This is a genomic window from Photobacterium jeanii (genome assembly GCF_001650345.1).
Lineage (GTDB): Bacteria > Pseudomonadota > Gammaproteobacteria > Enterobacterales > Vibrionaceae > Photobacterium > Photobacterium jeanii.
This window is the reverse complement of sequence record NZ_LVHF01000012.1, coordinates 886275-900368: the sequence shown is the minus strand read 5'-3', so window position 1 is coordinate 900368 and position 14094 is coordinate 886275. Positions and strand designations below refer to the sequence as shown.

Here is a 14094-nt window from a genome sequence, read left to right as displayed (position 1 = left end):
TAAGAGCAGGTTACAATGGGGTTAAGTTCATAAAATGAGGACTCAACATTGGATTTTTTGTTTGATTACGGCCTATTTCTAGCCAAGATCGCCACAGTTGTGATTGCTATTGTGGGTATTCTGATTGTCGCTAAAGGCTTAAATGGACGTCATGGTTCGCAAAAAGGTGAACTAGAAGTGACGGATTTGACCGAGCAGTACAAACACACAGTACACCAGCTTGAAGGTCACCTTTACGATAAAGCCTTGCTGAAAGCAAAAGAAAAAGTTGAGAAAAAAGAAGAGAAAAGTAAAGACAAAGCTCGCCAAGAAGAAGTGAAGAAAGCGGCCAAAGAAGGGGAGTTATCCCATGCCCGTGATCCTCGCTTATTCGTATTAGATTTTCACGGCAGTATTGATGCTAAAGAAGTAGCATCACTGCGCGAAGAAGTGACCGCTATTCTAGCGGTTGCGATTGAAGGTGATGAAGTGCTGCTGCGTTTAGAAACTGGCGGCGGTATGGTACATGGCTACGGTTTGGCGTCATCACAGCTTGATCGCCTAAAACAAGCGGGCATTAAACTGACCATCTCGGTGGATAAAGTTGCAGCCAGTGGCGGTTACATGATGGCGTGTGTTGCGGATAAAATCATCTCCGCACCGTTTGCTGTTGTGGGGTCAATTGGTGTGATTGCACAGCTGCCAAACTTCAACAAGGTATTGAAAAAGAACGATATTGAGTTTGAGCAAATCACTGCCGGTGAATTTAAGCGTACTTTGACCATGTTCGGAGAGAACACAGATAAAGCGCGTGAAAAATTCCAATCTGAAATTGAAGAAACCCACGGTTTATTCAAAGACTTTATTGCTGACCACCGTCCTGAATTGGATCTGGAAAAAGTAGCAACAGGTGAGCATTGGTTCGGTAAACAAGCACACGAACTTGGGCTGGTGGATGAGATCGGTACTAGTGATGATTTCATTACTCAAGCGTGTAAAGATCGTGAAGTGTTGAACATTCGTTATGTGCGTCGTAAGAAACTGGCTGAGAAATTAGCAGGTGCGACTGGCGAAGCGGCGGACAACCTACTGCTGAAATGGATCAGCCGTGGTCAACGTCCAATCGTATAGGGGCGATGATGAATCAGAAGTGGGCATTTTTTTCGTTTCAAGGACGCATGCGACGTCGCGACTACTGGCTATATAGTGTGCCAGTGCTGTTTGTGACTTTGCCGGTGTTCTTGTATCAGCCTCAACCAGGTACCAGTAATACGGCGTTAGATATTCTTTCTCTGTTCGTGCTGGCATTTGCGATGTGGGCATCAATGGCATTGAACATTAAGCGTCTGCACGATCGTAATAAAAGCGGCTGGTGGGTTGTGGTGACTTTTCTACCGCTTATCGGTCCTATTTTCGCATTGGTGGAGCTTGGGATCTTAAAAGGGACGGAAGGGGATAATCAGTTCGGCCCCGACCCTAAAGGCGGCGCTAATCCGCCACCACCACCTTCGTCACCGTCTTCGGATGAGAAGAACAAAGACAGTGTCACGATTGAAATGTAGCCCTATAGTGTGGCTTATATAGATAAAGAACCCGCCTCGTTAGAAGCGGGTTCTTTTTTGATTAACTGAATTGCTATTTGGTCGCCATTAATTAATAGCGATTATCGCTACTATTACTGAATAGTGAATTTTGGCGACAGCTGGTGCGCTAAGTATTTAAACATGTTGAATACAGCGGTCGTTTTCTCGGTAGGAATACCATTGTCGTCAAGGAAGTATTCGCCTTTAAACACTAAAACGCCGTCTTTTTCTTCTACTGAGGTTGCACGCATACCGTCGATGTAACCGTCATGATCTTGGATTTCTTGATTGGCAATCAGTAGTAGATCGTCAGCGGAAATAGGAGTTTTGTCGCTCATAAGGAATGCTCTACATAGAATGTTGAAAAACCCTGCTAGTTTATGAATTATGCAAACAGAACTCAAACCCTTCGTTTATTAGTGTTTTTTTTCTTTTAAGGCTATAAGCTGTGCGCAAACTGAGTGGCGACACCTCATTTATGTGAGCAATTGCAAATATTTTTAGCAAAAGATAGTCAAGTCGTGAGATAGGTGGTAATGATTAGCGCCTTCGAAGCAAGCTCACGGCGAAAAAGTGTCGTAAATCAGCAAGAAGCTTGGGGCTAACCGCTGTGTTAACTAAGGTTTAACTAGCGTTTAACGACTGGGGAAGTGACGAGCAATCAGGCGGTTTTCGTTAAAAACCAGTTGACCTTCTTGTATAGTAGCCCAATATTGTAAATAGCGTTGCCGTGCAACTTATACGTTTTTTAGCGTGCAACTTTATGTTTTCATTTGAATTTTTTACGAGCACGAGGACGTAATAGAGTCATTATGGGTAAATCTCTCGTTATCGTGGAGTCACCTGCCAAGGCCAAGACGATTAACAAGTACTTGGGTAAGGACTTCATTGTAAAGTCAAGCGTTGGTCACGTTCGTGATTTGCCAACGGGTGCACGTAGTACAGGCAAAAAAGCCGCTGCAGTTTCAACCAAAGGGTTGAGTGCCGAAGAAAAAGCACGAATCAAAAAAGAGAAAGATCGTAAAGCCTTAATCGGAAAGATGGGTGTTGATCCCTACAACGATTGGGCCGCGCAGTACGAAGTGCTACCGGGCAAAGAAAAAGTTGTAAACGAACTACAGAAACTGGCCAAAGATGCAGACTGCGTTTATCTCGCAACCGATTTGGACCGCGAAGGAGAAGCTATTGCGTGGCACCTTCGTGAGATCATCGGTGGCGATGATGCACGTTACAAACGAGTGGTTTTCAACGAAATCACCAAAAATGCGATTCAACAGGCGTTTGAACAGCCTGGTGAATTGAACATTGATGGTGTTAATGCACAGCAAGCACGTCGTTTCCTCGACCGTGTGGTGGGCTTTATGGTTTCGCCGCTGCTATGGAAAAAAGTAGCACGTGGTTTATCTGCGGGTCGCGTACAGTCAGTAGCGGTAAAACTGATTGTTGAGCGTGAGCGTGAAATCAAAGCGTTTACCCCAGAAGAGTTTTGGGATATTCACGCCAACACGCAAACAGCGGGTGATGATGCATTACGTTTGATGGTTGCGCAGCAGGCGGGTAAAGCATTCCGTCCTGAAAACGAAGCCGACACCATGGCGGCGAAGTCGCTACTGGAAAGTGCAACGTACAAAGTGGCGGATCGTGAAGATCGCCCAACGAGCAGTAAACCATCAGCTCCGTACATTACCTCGACGCTACAACAAGCGGCGAGTACCCGTCTAGGCTACGGTGTTAAGCGTACAATGGGCTTGGCACAACGTTTGTACGAAGCGGGTTACATTACTTACATGCGTACCGACTCAACCAACTTGTCAAAAGAAGCGGTTGAAGCTGCGCGTGAATTTATTACCACTGAATACGGTGACAATTACCTTCCTGCGAAACCGAATGTGTACGGTAGCAAAGGTAATGCGCAAGAAGCGCACGAAGCAATCCGTCCATCAAGTGTTGAAGTGCAAGCTGAACACCTAGAAGGAATGGATGCTGATGCGGTTAAACTGTACGACTTAATTTGGCGTCAGTTTGTCGCGTGTCAGATGGTTCCAGCGAAATACGACTCGAGCACCATTACTGTGACTGCAGGTGACTTTACGCTGAAAGCGAAAGGTCGCACCATGCGTTTTGCAGGTTGGACTCACGTACAGCGTCCATCTGGTAAGAACGAAGACACTACGCTACCTATGGTTCACGTAGGCGATACGTTAACGCTGAAAGAACTTGAGCCTAAGCAGCACTTTACTAAGCCGCCAGCGCGCTTTACAGAAGCTGCATTGGTTAAAGAGCTAGAGAAGCGTGGTATTGGTCGTCCTTCAACTTACGCATCTATCATTTCAACGATCCAAGATCGTGGTTATGTGCGTGTTGACATGCGTCGCTTCTACGCTGAGAAGATGGGTGAAATCGTATCAGACCGTCTAGATGAGTCATTTGCTGATCTGATGGATTACGACTTTACTGCGCGTATGGAAGGCAACCTTGACCAAATCGCTGAAGGTGAAAAGAACTGGAAAGCGGTATTGGATCAGTTTTTCTCTGACTTCACTGGCGAGCTTGAAAAAGCTGAGCTAGATGAAACAGAAGGCGGCATGAAGCCAAACAATATCGTAGAAACCGATATTGAGTGTCCGACATGTTCACGCCCTATGGGTATCCGTACTGCGTCAACAGGGGTATTCCTTGGTTGTACTGGCTACGCGCTACCACCAAAAGAGCGTTGTAAAACCACCATTAACCTTGGTGATGAAGAAGGCATCGTTAACGTTCTTGAAGAAGACGTTGAAACGGCAGCACTACGTGCGAAGAAGCGTTGTCCTAAGTGTGACACCGCGATGGATGCTTACTTGATCGACCAAGAGCGTAAACTACACGTTTGTGGTAATAACCCAAGCTGTGACGGTTACATCGTTGAAAAAGGTGAGTTCAAGCTTAAAGGTTATGACGGTCCTGTTGTTGAATGTGACAAGTGTGGTTCTGATATGGAACTGAAAAACGGTCGCTTCGGTAAATACATGGGCTGTACTAACGAAGAGTGTAAGAACACACGTAAGATCTTGAAGAATGGCGAAGTTGCGCCACCGAAAGAAGATCCAGTTCACCTACCTGAACTGCCTTGTTCGCAAGATCCAGACGCTTACTTTGTATTGCGAGATGGTGCGTCAGGTCTGTTTATGGCGGCGAGCACTTTCCCTAAATCTCGTGAGACACGCGCTCCGTTAGTGGAAGAGTTAGTACGCTTTAAAGACCGTCTGTCACCTAAGTTCGTTTATCTGACGGAAGCGCCAACCGAAGACCCTGATGGTCGTCCAACGGTTGTTCGTTTTAGCCGTAAGACCAAAGAGAACTATGTACGCTCCGAGATTGATGGTAAGCCATCAGGTTGGACGGGTCTGTACATTGACGGTAAGTGGGAAATTACCGACAAGCGTAAAAAGCCAAAGAAAGAAAAAGCTGAAAAGTAAGCTGATTCTTAGTTAAAGAAAAACCGCCGAAAGGCGGTTTTTTTATCTTGCTATGTTTTAGAGCTGTTCCGTATAGCGTTTGACGGTTAAGCCCTAAGCCTGTGCAGGTACGCCACTATGGAAACGGAAGTTATCATCAGGACTATTGATAAGTTCTGCTTCTTTGGCACCAATAAGTTGAATGCGATCGCTAATATCTTGTCCTGCAATTTTCTCTGCTAAGGTGAGGTAATCCTGATAATGACGCGCTTCCGAGCGGAGCAGTGAGATATAGAATTTCTTCAGCTCATCATCAAGGAAAGGCGCAAGTTTGGCAAAACGTTCGCACGAGCGAGCTTCAATATAAGCACCGATGATGAGCTTATCGACCAAGGTGGCAGGCTCAAAGGTACGCACTGTTTTCATTAGCCCTTTGGCATAGCGTCCCGCACTTAAGCTCTGATAGGGGATGTCACGCTTTTCCATGATTTCTAGCACTTGTTCAAAGTGGTGAAATTCTTCTTTAATTAAGCGCACCATTTTTTCGATTAATTCTTGGCCGTGAGCAAAATCGGCTTTGGATGTGAGTGGTGCGGATAGACCGTTTTTCTTGCTGTGAAACACGCTGCTATCGCGCTCTTTACCGTAGACGAACTCTTCGTAAGGTTTTGCCCATTCAAGTAATACATCGCCGCTTGTCTTATCGACAGCGTATTTGCGGATCAGAAATAAAACGGTTTGGCTGGCTTTGAGCTCACGCAAATCATGGGAATATTGAAACTATCGAAAAAGAGACAAAAACTTACCAGAATGAACTGTTATTAAACTAAATTCTTTAATTAAAACAGTGTGATTTAGGTTTTCTGGGAAAGTCAAATTTTGGCAAAAAAGCAATATGCACGACTCGGCCTTTAGAAGAGTTACCGTGCATATTGCTACCTAACTTGCTGGTTTTTTACGCTACGCAGCCAGTTTTGGTGCGCCAGAGTGGAAGCGAAATTCTGAATCGTCAGAGGTAATTAATTCAGCTTCAACATTAGTGAAGTGTTCAATACGCTCTGAAATATCTTCACCTGCAATTTGCTCTGCGAGTTCCAAGTAGTCTTGGTAGTGTCGTGCTTCTGAGCGTAGCAATGAGATGTAGAACTTCTGAATTGGTTCATCAAGGAACGGGGCAAGCTTGGCAAATCGTTCGCAAGAACGAGCTTCAATGAATGCACCAATAATCAGCTTGTCGATAAGAGCTGCTGGTTCAAAGGTGCGGATATGTTTAATCATCCCCTTAGCGTAACGACTTGCTGTTATTGGGCGGTACTCCAAACCTTGTTCTTCAATAATTTCTAACACTTGGTAGAAGTGGTGTAGCTCTTCTCGAATCAAGAGAACCATCTTATCAATCATATCCTGTCCGTAGGCACAGCCATCTTTAGGTTTGATTGATTTAGATATGTTGCTCTTGCCTTTCAGAGTTTCAAGGCTGCCAATACCTTTGTAAGCAAAGTGCTCATAAGGCTCAACTAATTGAGTAATTTGCTCTTTACCTTCATCGGTTAAGACATAGCGCTTAAGAAGAAAAACCGCACTCTGCGAAGCTTTCAACTCGCATAGTAAATGATCCCGCAAAATCACGGAAAGGTTCTCTGGCTTACGAGCTTCTTCAATCCAAGAGTCAGGGGTTGAGCATTTTAGGAAGTTATTGATTGGTTCTAATAATTCTTTATACATCTATGATTACGTGTTTTTGTTGAGCTTTGTTTTGAGTTTAACACGATTGAAATTTGGGCTGAATGTTGAAGTGCTAAACTATTATAGCCCTCTACTAACTATCTAATTTACTTAATGTTTGTTTTTAACTAGAATACGCAAGTTACCACTTCGGCAATTCTCCTGCCTACTGACCCAAAGTAGCTTATTACATTGTGTGATGAGGCTACCTGTGGCAAACACAGGTCTTTGTGGAGATTTGCAAATGAGACCTAAAGTTGTTGATGTACGAAAGTACACTCGCTTTCGTCTTGGCAAACTTGAGGTAGTGTGCAAACACCGCCGTTCGTTACCAAGACGCTAAGTTGAATGAATGCCTTAGTGGTAACGTTTATTGTTCCATCATACAGTCATAGTGCTCTCTATCCTGAGTAGCGACAAAGATCCCCTCGAACCGCTCTAAATATGCTTGTGGGTTTATATTGACCATTAAGCCTATATTGGTTGGATCAGAGTGTGAGCCTCTATTGATGTATCTGTAAAAAGCTTTATGACCTTGTTCTGGTTCTTTGTCTGCTAATTCATTAAGTATTCCTGATAGCTTGTCCTTCTTGTGAACGAAGCCAAAGTAGTATTCTGTAATGTTTCTCATAACATTCGGAAGTACAACAGGGTTTGCTTTACCATTCATTACATCTTTTAGGATTTGCCAGAGTGACTGGTAGTCGTTTTTCAATTCATTCCGTGTCATTGGCTCTACGCTAGAGTATTGGTTCTTATTTAGGCGATAAAGAGTGTACTTCTTATCGAATTGCTCTGCGTTGTTTGGGGATAGCTTGATCAGTTCTTGGAAGAAAAATAGGCTATGAGTAAGCACAATCACTTTTTTGAATTTTTGGCCTTTAATGATCTTTGATTGAATCAATGAAGCAATATCATAGATGTAATTTTGAGAAAGGCTTGAAATAGGGTCGTCAATTACAATCAGTTTTTCTTTAGCCGCAATGTCGGTGTCTTTGCTCATACTGCCATTACACTTTTCAATGAAATATAAGAAAGTGATAAGCGTTTTTTCTCCCTCACTTAGAGAACGGAAGACAGGGGTTGTGTTGTCTGAGCTATCTCCTCGACTAAGCATAAAGAAGTTTTTTTGCTCTGTATTCGTGGAAGCCACAATTTGAAAGTTTGTAATACCTAGACTGATCAAGTTCTCATTGATCCTCTCTATTGTGTCGTCAATATTAGAGGTTTTTGAGCGAAGAGAGCTGATTCGATCCGCTACTTTTTTGCCAACACGTCTTATTTTTTCTTGTTGTTTTCTAAGCTTCTGAATCTCTTCTTCTTTTTCATCTAACAGTGTTTTTTCCAAGGAGAATATTGGGGTTGTATGGAACTTAACTGAGTCCCACATACGTGATCTAATGTTTTCTTCACTCTCTTTGAATTGTTTGGCTTTGTCGATAATTGCCTGAACCGATTTGTTGATTCCTTCTGCTAGTGCGAGTAATGGTTTGAACTGTTCTGTACAATCGGCAAGCTTGACTGAAAGGGTTGGGTTCTTAATTTTTGAAACGATCTGGTCTAGGTTACTAGTGTAAGCGTGTTCTAGAAGCTCTATTAGTGGTTCGGCATTGTGTTGGGTAGAGTCGTATATCGAACAATTTGCAAATGCAGACTTAATCGAATCAATGTGTTTCGTTATATTGTCACGGTATGAGCTTTCTACTAGTTCGACTTTTCTCAAAGTAGACTCATATGTTTTATCAAATAGAGCGGCTAATTCTGACCGAAACTCTTCGTCAATAGTTTCTTTCTGACAGAATGGGCATGTGGTCTGTGAGTCGTCTAGGTAGTTATCCTGCCCAACTTTCACCCAACCTAGATTGTCAACTTTGTTAATGAAATCTGTTAGTTGGCTACTTGATGACCCGACAATTGGTTCAAATAACAAAACACTATCCTGCGGAGAAATCTCTAGAATTGGTTCCAGTGATATCTTTGATGGTTGATTTTTATCGAATTGATTTAGTTCTTGATACTCGTGATCTAAGGCTTCAATGGTCTCGTTAGTAACGCCTTTCTGCATTTTTACTTGTTCATAGAATTTGCGTTTAGGGGTTTTGAACGATCTAAGGAAAGGATCAAGTGAGGTCTTTTCAATTATGTACTTTTGTTTGAATACTTCCTCAATGGCTGAGTCGGTTGCTTTTCGTTGAGCACTTTCAGCGGCGTCTATGAGTTTCTTTGTTTCAGTAAAGGCATCTAATAGCTTTTCTCTCAGCTTAGATTTAATGGCAATTTGAGCTTCAAGATCCGCATTATCTTTACTCAGCGTGAAGACACCTTCTTGTACTGAACTATTAACAAAATGATCATCCACAAACTTTTGGTTATAAACGATAGGAGTGTAGTTACCTTCAACACTAATGCTACAACTAGGATATTCGTCAGCTTTATACAAAAAGTTTGAAATTGTTGATTTTCCAGATCCATTCAATCCAAAAATGAAAGTGTTCTGCTTCGTAATGTCTAATGTTTCTGGACTGCTAGGGTGATAACTCGCCACCCCTTTGATAGACAATGTATCTGCCACAATTTTCTTCCTACGCTATTTATATGGAACAACATTACTATGTTTTCTTGTTGTGGACTTTGATCTAGCAGGAAAAACGGTAGGAGGGAGGATTGCAATAAGACTGGTTGAATATGGACTTTTTAATAATATGCACACCTATGCTTTCAGCTCACAGTTACAGTGATCAACGAGTAGTGGAACCAGATGCTCAGGCTTAAGGGCTTCTTGAATCCAGCTATCAGGCGTTTCGCAATGCAGAAATTGCTTGATAGGGATCAGAAGCTCATCAATCATGTTTTGAGTTGTATTCATGGTGTTGCGCTTATTGTTAGCTGACTTTGTTCAAATAGGTATATGAGAAAAAAGGCCGCATTACGCGACCTTTTTGAAAGAGTGTGTGATAGAGCATTACCACTTCTTTTTTGGTTGGAACAATACGTCGAGATCGTCTTGATCTTTATTGAGCATTTGTTGACGTTCTTGTTCTTGGGTTGCGTTCTGGCTGTTGTCGATTTCATTAAGCATCATTTGCAGCTTTTCACGCGCTTGGTTCGAGTAGTTATCGTTTTTACTCGCCAAGACATCAATACCTTTCTTCAATAGCTGCTTAGCCGTACCTAATTGGCGCTTCATACGCGCTTCGTTGGCCCGCTTTACAACGTTTTCGATATTGATGCGAATTTGGATCCCTTCCAGACGCGCATTTTCTGCGACAAAAGCTTGAGTAGCGAAACGACCTTTACTGTGCTCATTTTTAATCACAGTTTTAAGGCGTTTTACGAGTTGTAATAAGCCAAGCGCTTGTTTGTCTGTCGTTGGGGTTTTAAACGGTGCCACGTCAGCATTCGAGTAGTTTTGCTGGAGATGTTGGATCTGCTGTGTCACGTTACTGATTCGCCCTGGTAGCGATTTATCCGACGCATCGGTTTCATGCATATTTTGTAGTGCATAAAGAATACGTTGGTTTAAGCACACCAGTAGCTCTTTGCTGTAAGGCATGTGGTGAGCATTACCGATCAAGTCTTCGGTCGCGTCGATAGTGGCAATATGCTTGGCAAGCTCTTGGTGCTTTGCGCTTTCAACGCGTTGGCGATACTGAATGATGATGTTATACCCTACAATCAAGATCAGCAGTAATGCAACCAAGCCTATTACTAAAGGTAAGCTCATAAGTTAATCTGTTTTCCGTTACATTTGTCGTAAGGGTATAAGATACACCAACTGGCTTTTTGGTGATAGCCGAAGGTAGAAAAATGCTGGGTGAATATAACGAATTTAGGCTTTTTTGAACTAGATCGATAGTTGTTGCTAATGGTTGCGTATTTTTACTTGTCGGTACAAATGACTGGTATCATACTTTTTTACATAACAGCCATTTTTGTTCGTTCATCAGGATCGATAATAAGTTTAAACACTAGGGGTTATCTATTCAGTAACGTCTTGATTCAGACCGATATTAGTTTCTTATGATGTGAGTTCGCAAAAATAAAACTCGCAATACCGTCTAGCTCGTCATAATGTTTATATTTATAGAGCAAAAAGCTATAAGTAATGCTATGAAAACGTAACGAAACGATATATAACGATACGAACTGCATGGTTGCACTGATAAGATGTAAAGGACTATAGGTTAGGCGGTACCATGAAATTACAACAATTACGCTACATTGTTGAGGTTGTGAATCACAATCTGAATGTGTCAGCGACAGCAGAAAATTTATACACTTCTCAGCCGGGGATCAGTAAGCAGGTACGCTTACTTGAAGATGAACTCGGTATTCAAATTTTTGAGCGCAGCGGAAAGCATCTCACGAAAGTCACCCCAGCAGGGGAAGAGATTGTTCGTATTTCCCGTGATATTTTATCGCGCGTTGAAAGCATCAAATCTGTTGCGGGTGAGCATACGCATCCTGAGCTGGGAACGCTCAATATTGCCACCACTCACACACAAGCTCGTTATGCATTGCCGCCTGTTATTCAAGGTTTTACAGCGCGTTACCCTAAAGTTTCGCTCCACATGCATCAGGGAACGCCGTCTCAGATTGCGGACGCAGTCGCTAAAGGGACGACCGACTTTGCCATCGCGACAGAAGCACTGCATTTATACCAAGATATGATCATGCTGCCGTGTTATCACTGGAATCGCTCGATTGTGGTGAAAAAAGACCACCCACTGGCACAGAAAGAAACGATCACCATCCATGACTTAGCGGCGTATTCGCTGGTTACTTATGTGTTTGGCTTTACCGGGCGCTCAGAGCTTGATAGCGCGTTTAATCGCTCAGGTCTGACACCGCGTATCGTCTTTACTGCAACCGATGCCGATGTCATTAAAACGTATGTGCGTTTGGGCATTGGAGTTGGTGTGATTGCCAGCATGGCAATGGATCCTGATACGGACGATGATTTAGTGGCGATTGATGCTAGCCATATTTTTGAAGCCAGCACGACAAAGATTGGGTTTAAGAAAGGCACCTTCCTACGTACGTATATGTATGACTTTATGGAACGCTTTGCCCCTCATCTCACGCGTAATGTGGTGGACCAAGCGGTGGCACTAAAAACTAACGCTGAAATTGAAAAAATGTTCGCCAATATGGATTTGCCTGTACGTTAATAACTTGGCTTAATCGAGTGCCATAACAGGTAAAATACAGTTGCTGTTTAAACGAAAGGCTGGGGTTTCCAGCCTTTCTTGTTTCTAGATTTTCTCAACACTACTTATTCAAATCACGATTAGGTAGACTAGCGACCTTTCGTTTTCTTGAAGTACATCATCCATGAGCCAATTTTCATCATTATTCGCCCAGTTAGATGCCGATCTAAGCCAGACCCGTGCTTTTTGGCAGTTTATGCCATTTGCTCAAACTGATTTGGCGTGGCGAACGTCGCACCCTGAACTGTGTGAGTGGCTGATGGGATTGTCTGATGAAGAACTTCAATTTTTCAATCACGATGTAGACGCACTCGCGACCAAACTGAGCCAATGGATCCCACAAGCGATGAGCTTGCAGTCAGCTGCTCAGACGAAGGCGTTAGCCTCTCAACCTGTAGCAGATTTACCTAAAGGGCTCGATGTCGGTATCCCAGGACGAAAATGGACTCAAATTACTGCTTTCAATGCTGCGTTGCCGCGTTTGCAATTGCCGTGGTTGGAATGGTGTGCGGGGAAAGGGCATTTAGGTCGCGTATTAGCAGCAAGCCATCACACTGCAGTGACCAGTTTAGAATGGCAAGCTCAGCTTTGCCTTGATGGTGAAAAGGCTGTTAAAGCATTAGGTTTGCCGATTTCTTTTGTTAACGGTGATGCGTTCTCAACGAACAGTGAACAATACATTCAACCGCAGCAACATGCTGTGGCGTTGCATGCCTGTGGTGATTTGCATGTGTCGTTATTGCAGCGAGTAGCTAAGAAACAAGGGCAAGCGGTGAGTGTATCGCCATGTTGTTATCACTTAATCAGAGGTAAGCAGTATCAGCCGCTTTCTCAACAAGCGAAGGCGAGTGATATTCAATTGGCGAAACATGACTTGCGTTTGCCGTTGCAAGAAACGGTAACGGCTGGTCAGCGTGTACAACGTCAGCGATTTGTTGAGGTGAGTTTCCGTCTTGGCTTTGATGCGCTTCAGCGTCATCTCTCAGAGAGCGAGCAATACCTTCCTGTTCCCAATGTGCAAAAGGCATTGTTGAACGAGGGCTTTGCTGCGTTTTGCCAATGGGCAGCAGATAAGAAAGGGCTGACTTTACCTGCTGACATTGATTACGAGCACTGGCAGCAAGTGGGCGAGCAGCGTTTTAGCTATGTTGATCGCATGGAATTGGTGCGCCAACTATTCCGTCGTCCGCTAGAAATGTGGTTGGTGTACGATCGCGCTTGTTTTATGGAAGAGTCTGGCTACCAAGTTTCGGTTGGTACTTTCTGTGATAAACCCACAACACCTCGTAACCTGCTTATTCATGCCGAGCTAGCGCAAGGCTAGTTTGCTACAACAAGAATTAGCCTCTGACTTACTTTTATTGGTATTACTGCATTGTAAGCGCTGAAATAATGGCAGCGCTTGCTGATAAACAGCATACGCCGAGCGACACAATGCGAATGGTCTTTTTATTGATGCGATTAACGGTGCGCATTGCCAATACATAACCAAGAAATGAAGCCGGTAACAAAGGCAGTGATAAGTACAAATGCTGCATCCCCATGTGTCCGGCAGGTACTTGGGCGATTAAAGAGAGTAAGCTGCTGACCACGAAAAAAGCAGATAAATTTGCTCTGATCAAATCTGCTTGCTGGTGTTGTAACAGCAGTGCCATTGGTGGGCCGCCAATTCCTGTACTGGTGCCAAATAAGCCTGAGAAAAAGCCAGCCACAGCCAAGCGTCCATTTGTGGGTTGTAACCGTATTGGCATTAAGCTGATCGCGACGGCAGCAAGGACTATACCGCCAATCCACAGCGACAACACTTTCGGAGCGATAAAATACAGTAATGCGCCACCTGCGATTATGCCGGGGATCCTGCCAATTAAGGCGTAGCCAAGCCCTTTGATTGAAATGTTAGCGCGAAACTTATGAGCGTTGATGAGGGATAAAAACAACGCGGTGATGGTAATTGGTCCGGGAACATAAGCCGGCGATATTTGGAAAAGAATAGGCGCGGTGACAATAGCGAGCCCAAAGCCGATTGTGCTTTGTACATAAGAGCCAATGAAGATCATCAGCATGGCTAACGCTATGCCCCAGTCCATAAAATCCCTCTAGAGAATTGATCTTAACCAGTAGCTAATGACTGGTTGGTATACAGTGAGCTTTGATATTGCC

Annotated in this window: 11 protein-coding genes and 1 pseudogene; 5 read left to right on the top strand and 7 right to left on the bottom strand. The window is 43.6% G+C overall.

The genetic code is table 11. The features are described from left to right. Positions 1-48 precede the first annotated feature (48 nt). On the top strand, positions 49-1110 hold the full coding sequence (sohB, locus tag A3K86_RS05375) for a protease SohB (protein WP_068328767.1): 1062 nt from the start codon (positions 49-51) through the stop codon (positions 1108-1110). A gap of 8 nt (positions 1111-1118) precedes the next feature. Then, positions 1119-1541: a DUF805 domain-containing protein gene (locus tag A3K86_RS05370; RefSeq protein WP_068330233.1), complete on the top strand. Its 423-nt coding sequence runs from the start codon at positions 1119-1121 to the stop codon at positions 1539-1541. Positions 1542-1654: 113 nt separating this feature from the next. Here the strand turns inward: A3K86_RS05370 and A3K86_RS05365 are convergent, their stop codons facing one another. After that, complete coding sequence (locus A3K86_RS05365) at positions 1655-1900, bottom strand: YciN family protein (RefSeq protein WP_068328764.1); 246 nt, start codon at positions 1898-1900, stop codon at positions 1655-1657. A 474-nt stretch (positions 1901-2374) separates the two neighbouring features. Between A3K86_RS05365 and topA the strand changes: the two genes are divergently transcribed. After that, positions 2375-5020 (top strand): type I DNA topoisomerase, encoded by a 2646-nt coding sequence (gene topA / locus A3K86_RS05360; RefSeq protein ID WP_068328761.1) that lies wholly within the window; start codon positions 2375-2377, stop codon positions 5018-5020. A gap of 93 nt (positions 5021-5113) precedes the next feature. Here topA and miaE (A3K86_RS05355) read toward each other — a convergent pair whose 3' ends face one another. The 5 genes and pseudogenes from miaE (A3K86_RS05355) to A3K86_RS05340 all read right to left on the bottom strand — a co-directional run bounded on the left by miaE (A3K86_RS05355) (position 5114) and on the right by A3K86_RS05340 (position 10448). Continuing rightward, the gene (gene miaE, locus A3K86_RS05355) at positions 5114-5761 is read right to left on the bottom strand and encodes a tRNA isopentenyl-2-thiomethyl-A-37 hydroxylase MiaE (RefSeq protein ID WP_084406518.1); all 648 of its coding nucleotides are present in this window, start codon (positions 5759-5761) and stop codon (positions 5114-5116) included. Positions 5762-5959: 198 nt separating this feature from the next. Next, complete coding sequence (gene miaE, locus A3K86_RS05350; protein ID WP_068328759.1) at positions 5960-6724, bottom strand: tRNA isopentenyl-2-thiomethyl-A-37 hydroxylase MiaE; 765 nt, start codon at positions 6722-6724, stop codon at positions 5960-5962. A 370-nt stretch (positions 6725-7094) separates the two neighbouring features. Beyond that, positions 7095-9296: an AAA family ATPase gene (locus tag A3K86_RS05345; protein ID WP_068328756.1), complete on the bottom strand. Its 2202-nt coding sequence runs from the start codon at positions 9294-9296 to the stop codon at positions 7095-7097. 141 nt (positions 9297-9437) lie between these two features. Further along, positions 9438-9590, bottom strand: a pseudogene (gene miaE, locus A3K86_RS22450) (tRNA isopentenyl-2-thiomethyl-A-37 hydroxylase MiaE); the annotation flags it as partial. 96 nt (positions 9591-9686) lie between these two features. Then, positions 9687-10448 (bottom strand): DNA repair protein, encoded by a 762-nt coding sequence (locus tag A3K86_RS05340; protein WP_068328753.1) that lies wholly within the window; start codon positions 10446-10448, stop codon positions 9687-9689. A 472-nt stretch (positions 10449-10920) separates the two neighbouring features. On the opposite strand from A3K86_RS05340, the gene cysB reads away from it, so the two are divergent. Next, on the top strand, positions 10921-11895 hold the full coding sequence (gene cysB, locus A3K86_RS05335) for an HTH-type transcriptional regulator CysB (RefSeq protein ID WP_068328750.1): 975 nt from the start codon (positions 10921-10923) through the stop codon (positions 11893-11895). Between the two features lie 163 nt (positions 11896-12058). After that, positions 12059-13258: a methyltransferase gene (locus A3K86_RS05330; RefSeq protein ID WP_068328747.1), complete on the top strand. Its 1200-nt coding sequence runs from the start codon at positions 12059-12061 to the stop codon at positions 13256-13258. 43 nt (positions 13259-13301) lie between these two features. On the opposite strand, the gene A3K86_RS05325 is transcribed toward A3K86_RS05330, so the two are convergent. Next, positions 13302-14021: a sulfite exporter TauE/SafE family protein gene (locus A3K86_RS05325; RefSeq protein WP_068328744.1), complete on the bottom strand. Its 720-nt coding sequence runs from the start codon at positions 14019-14021 to the stop codon at positions 13302-13304. Positions 14022-14094: the final 73 nt, after the last annotated feature.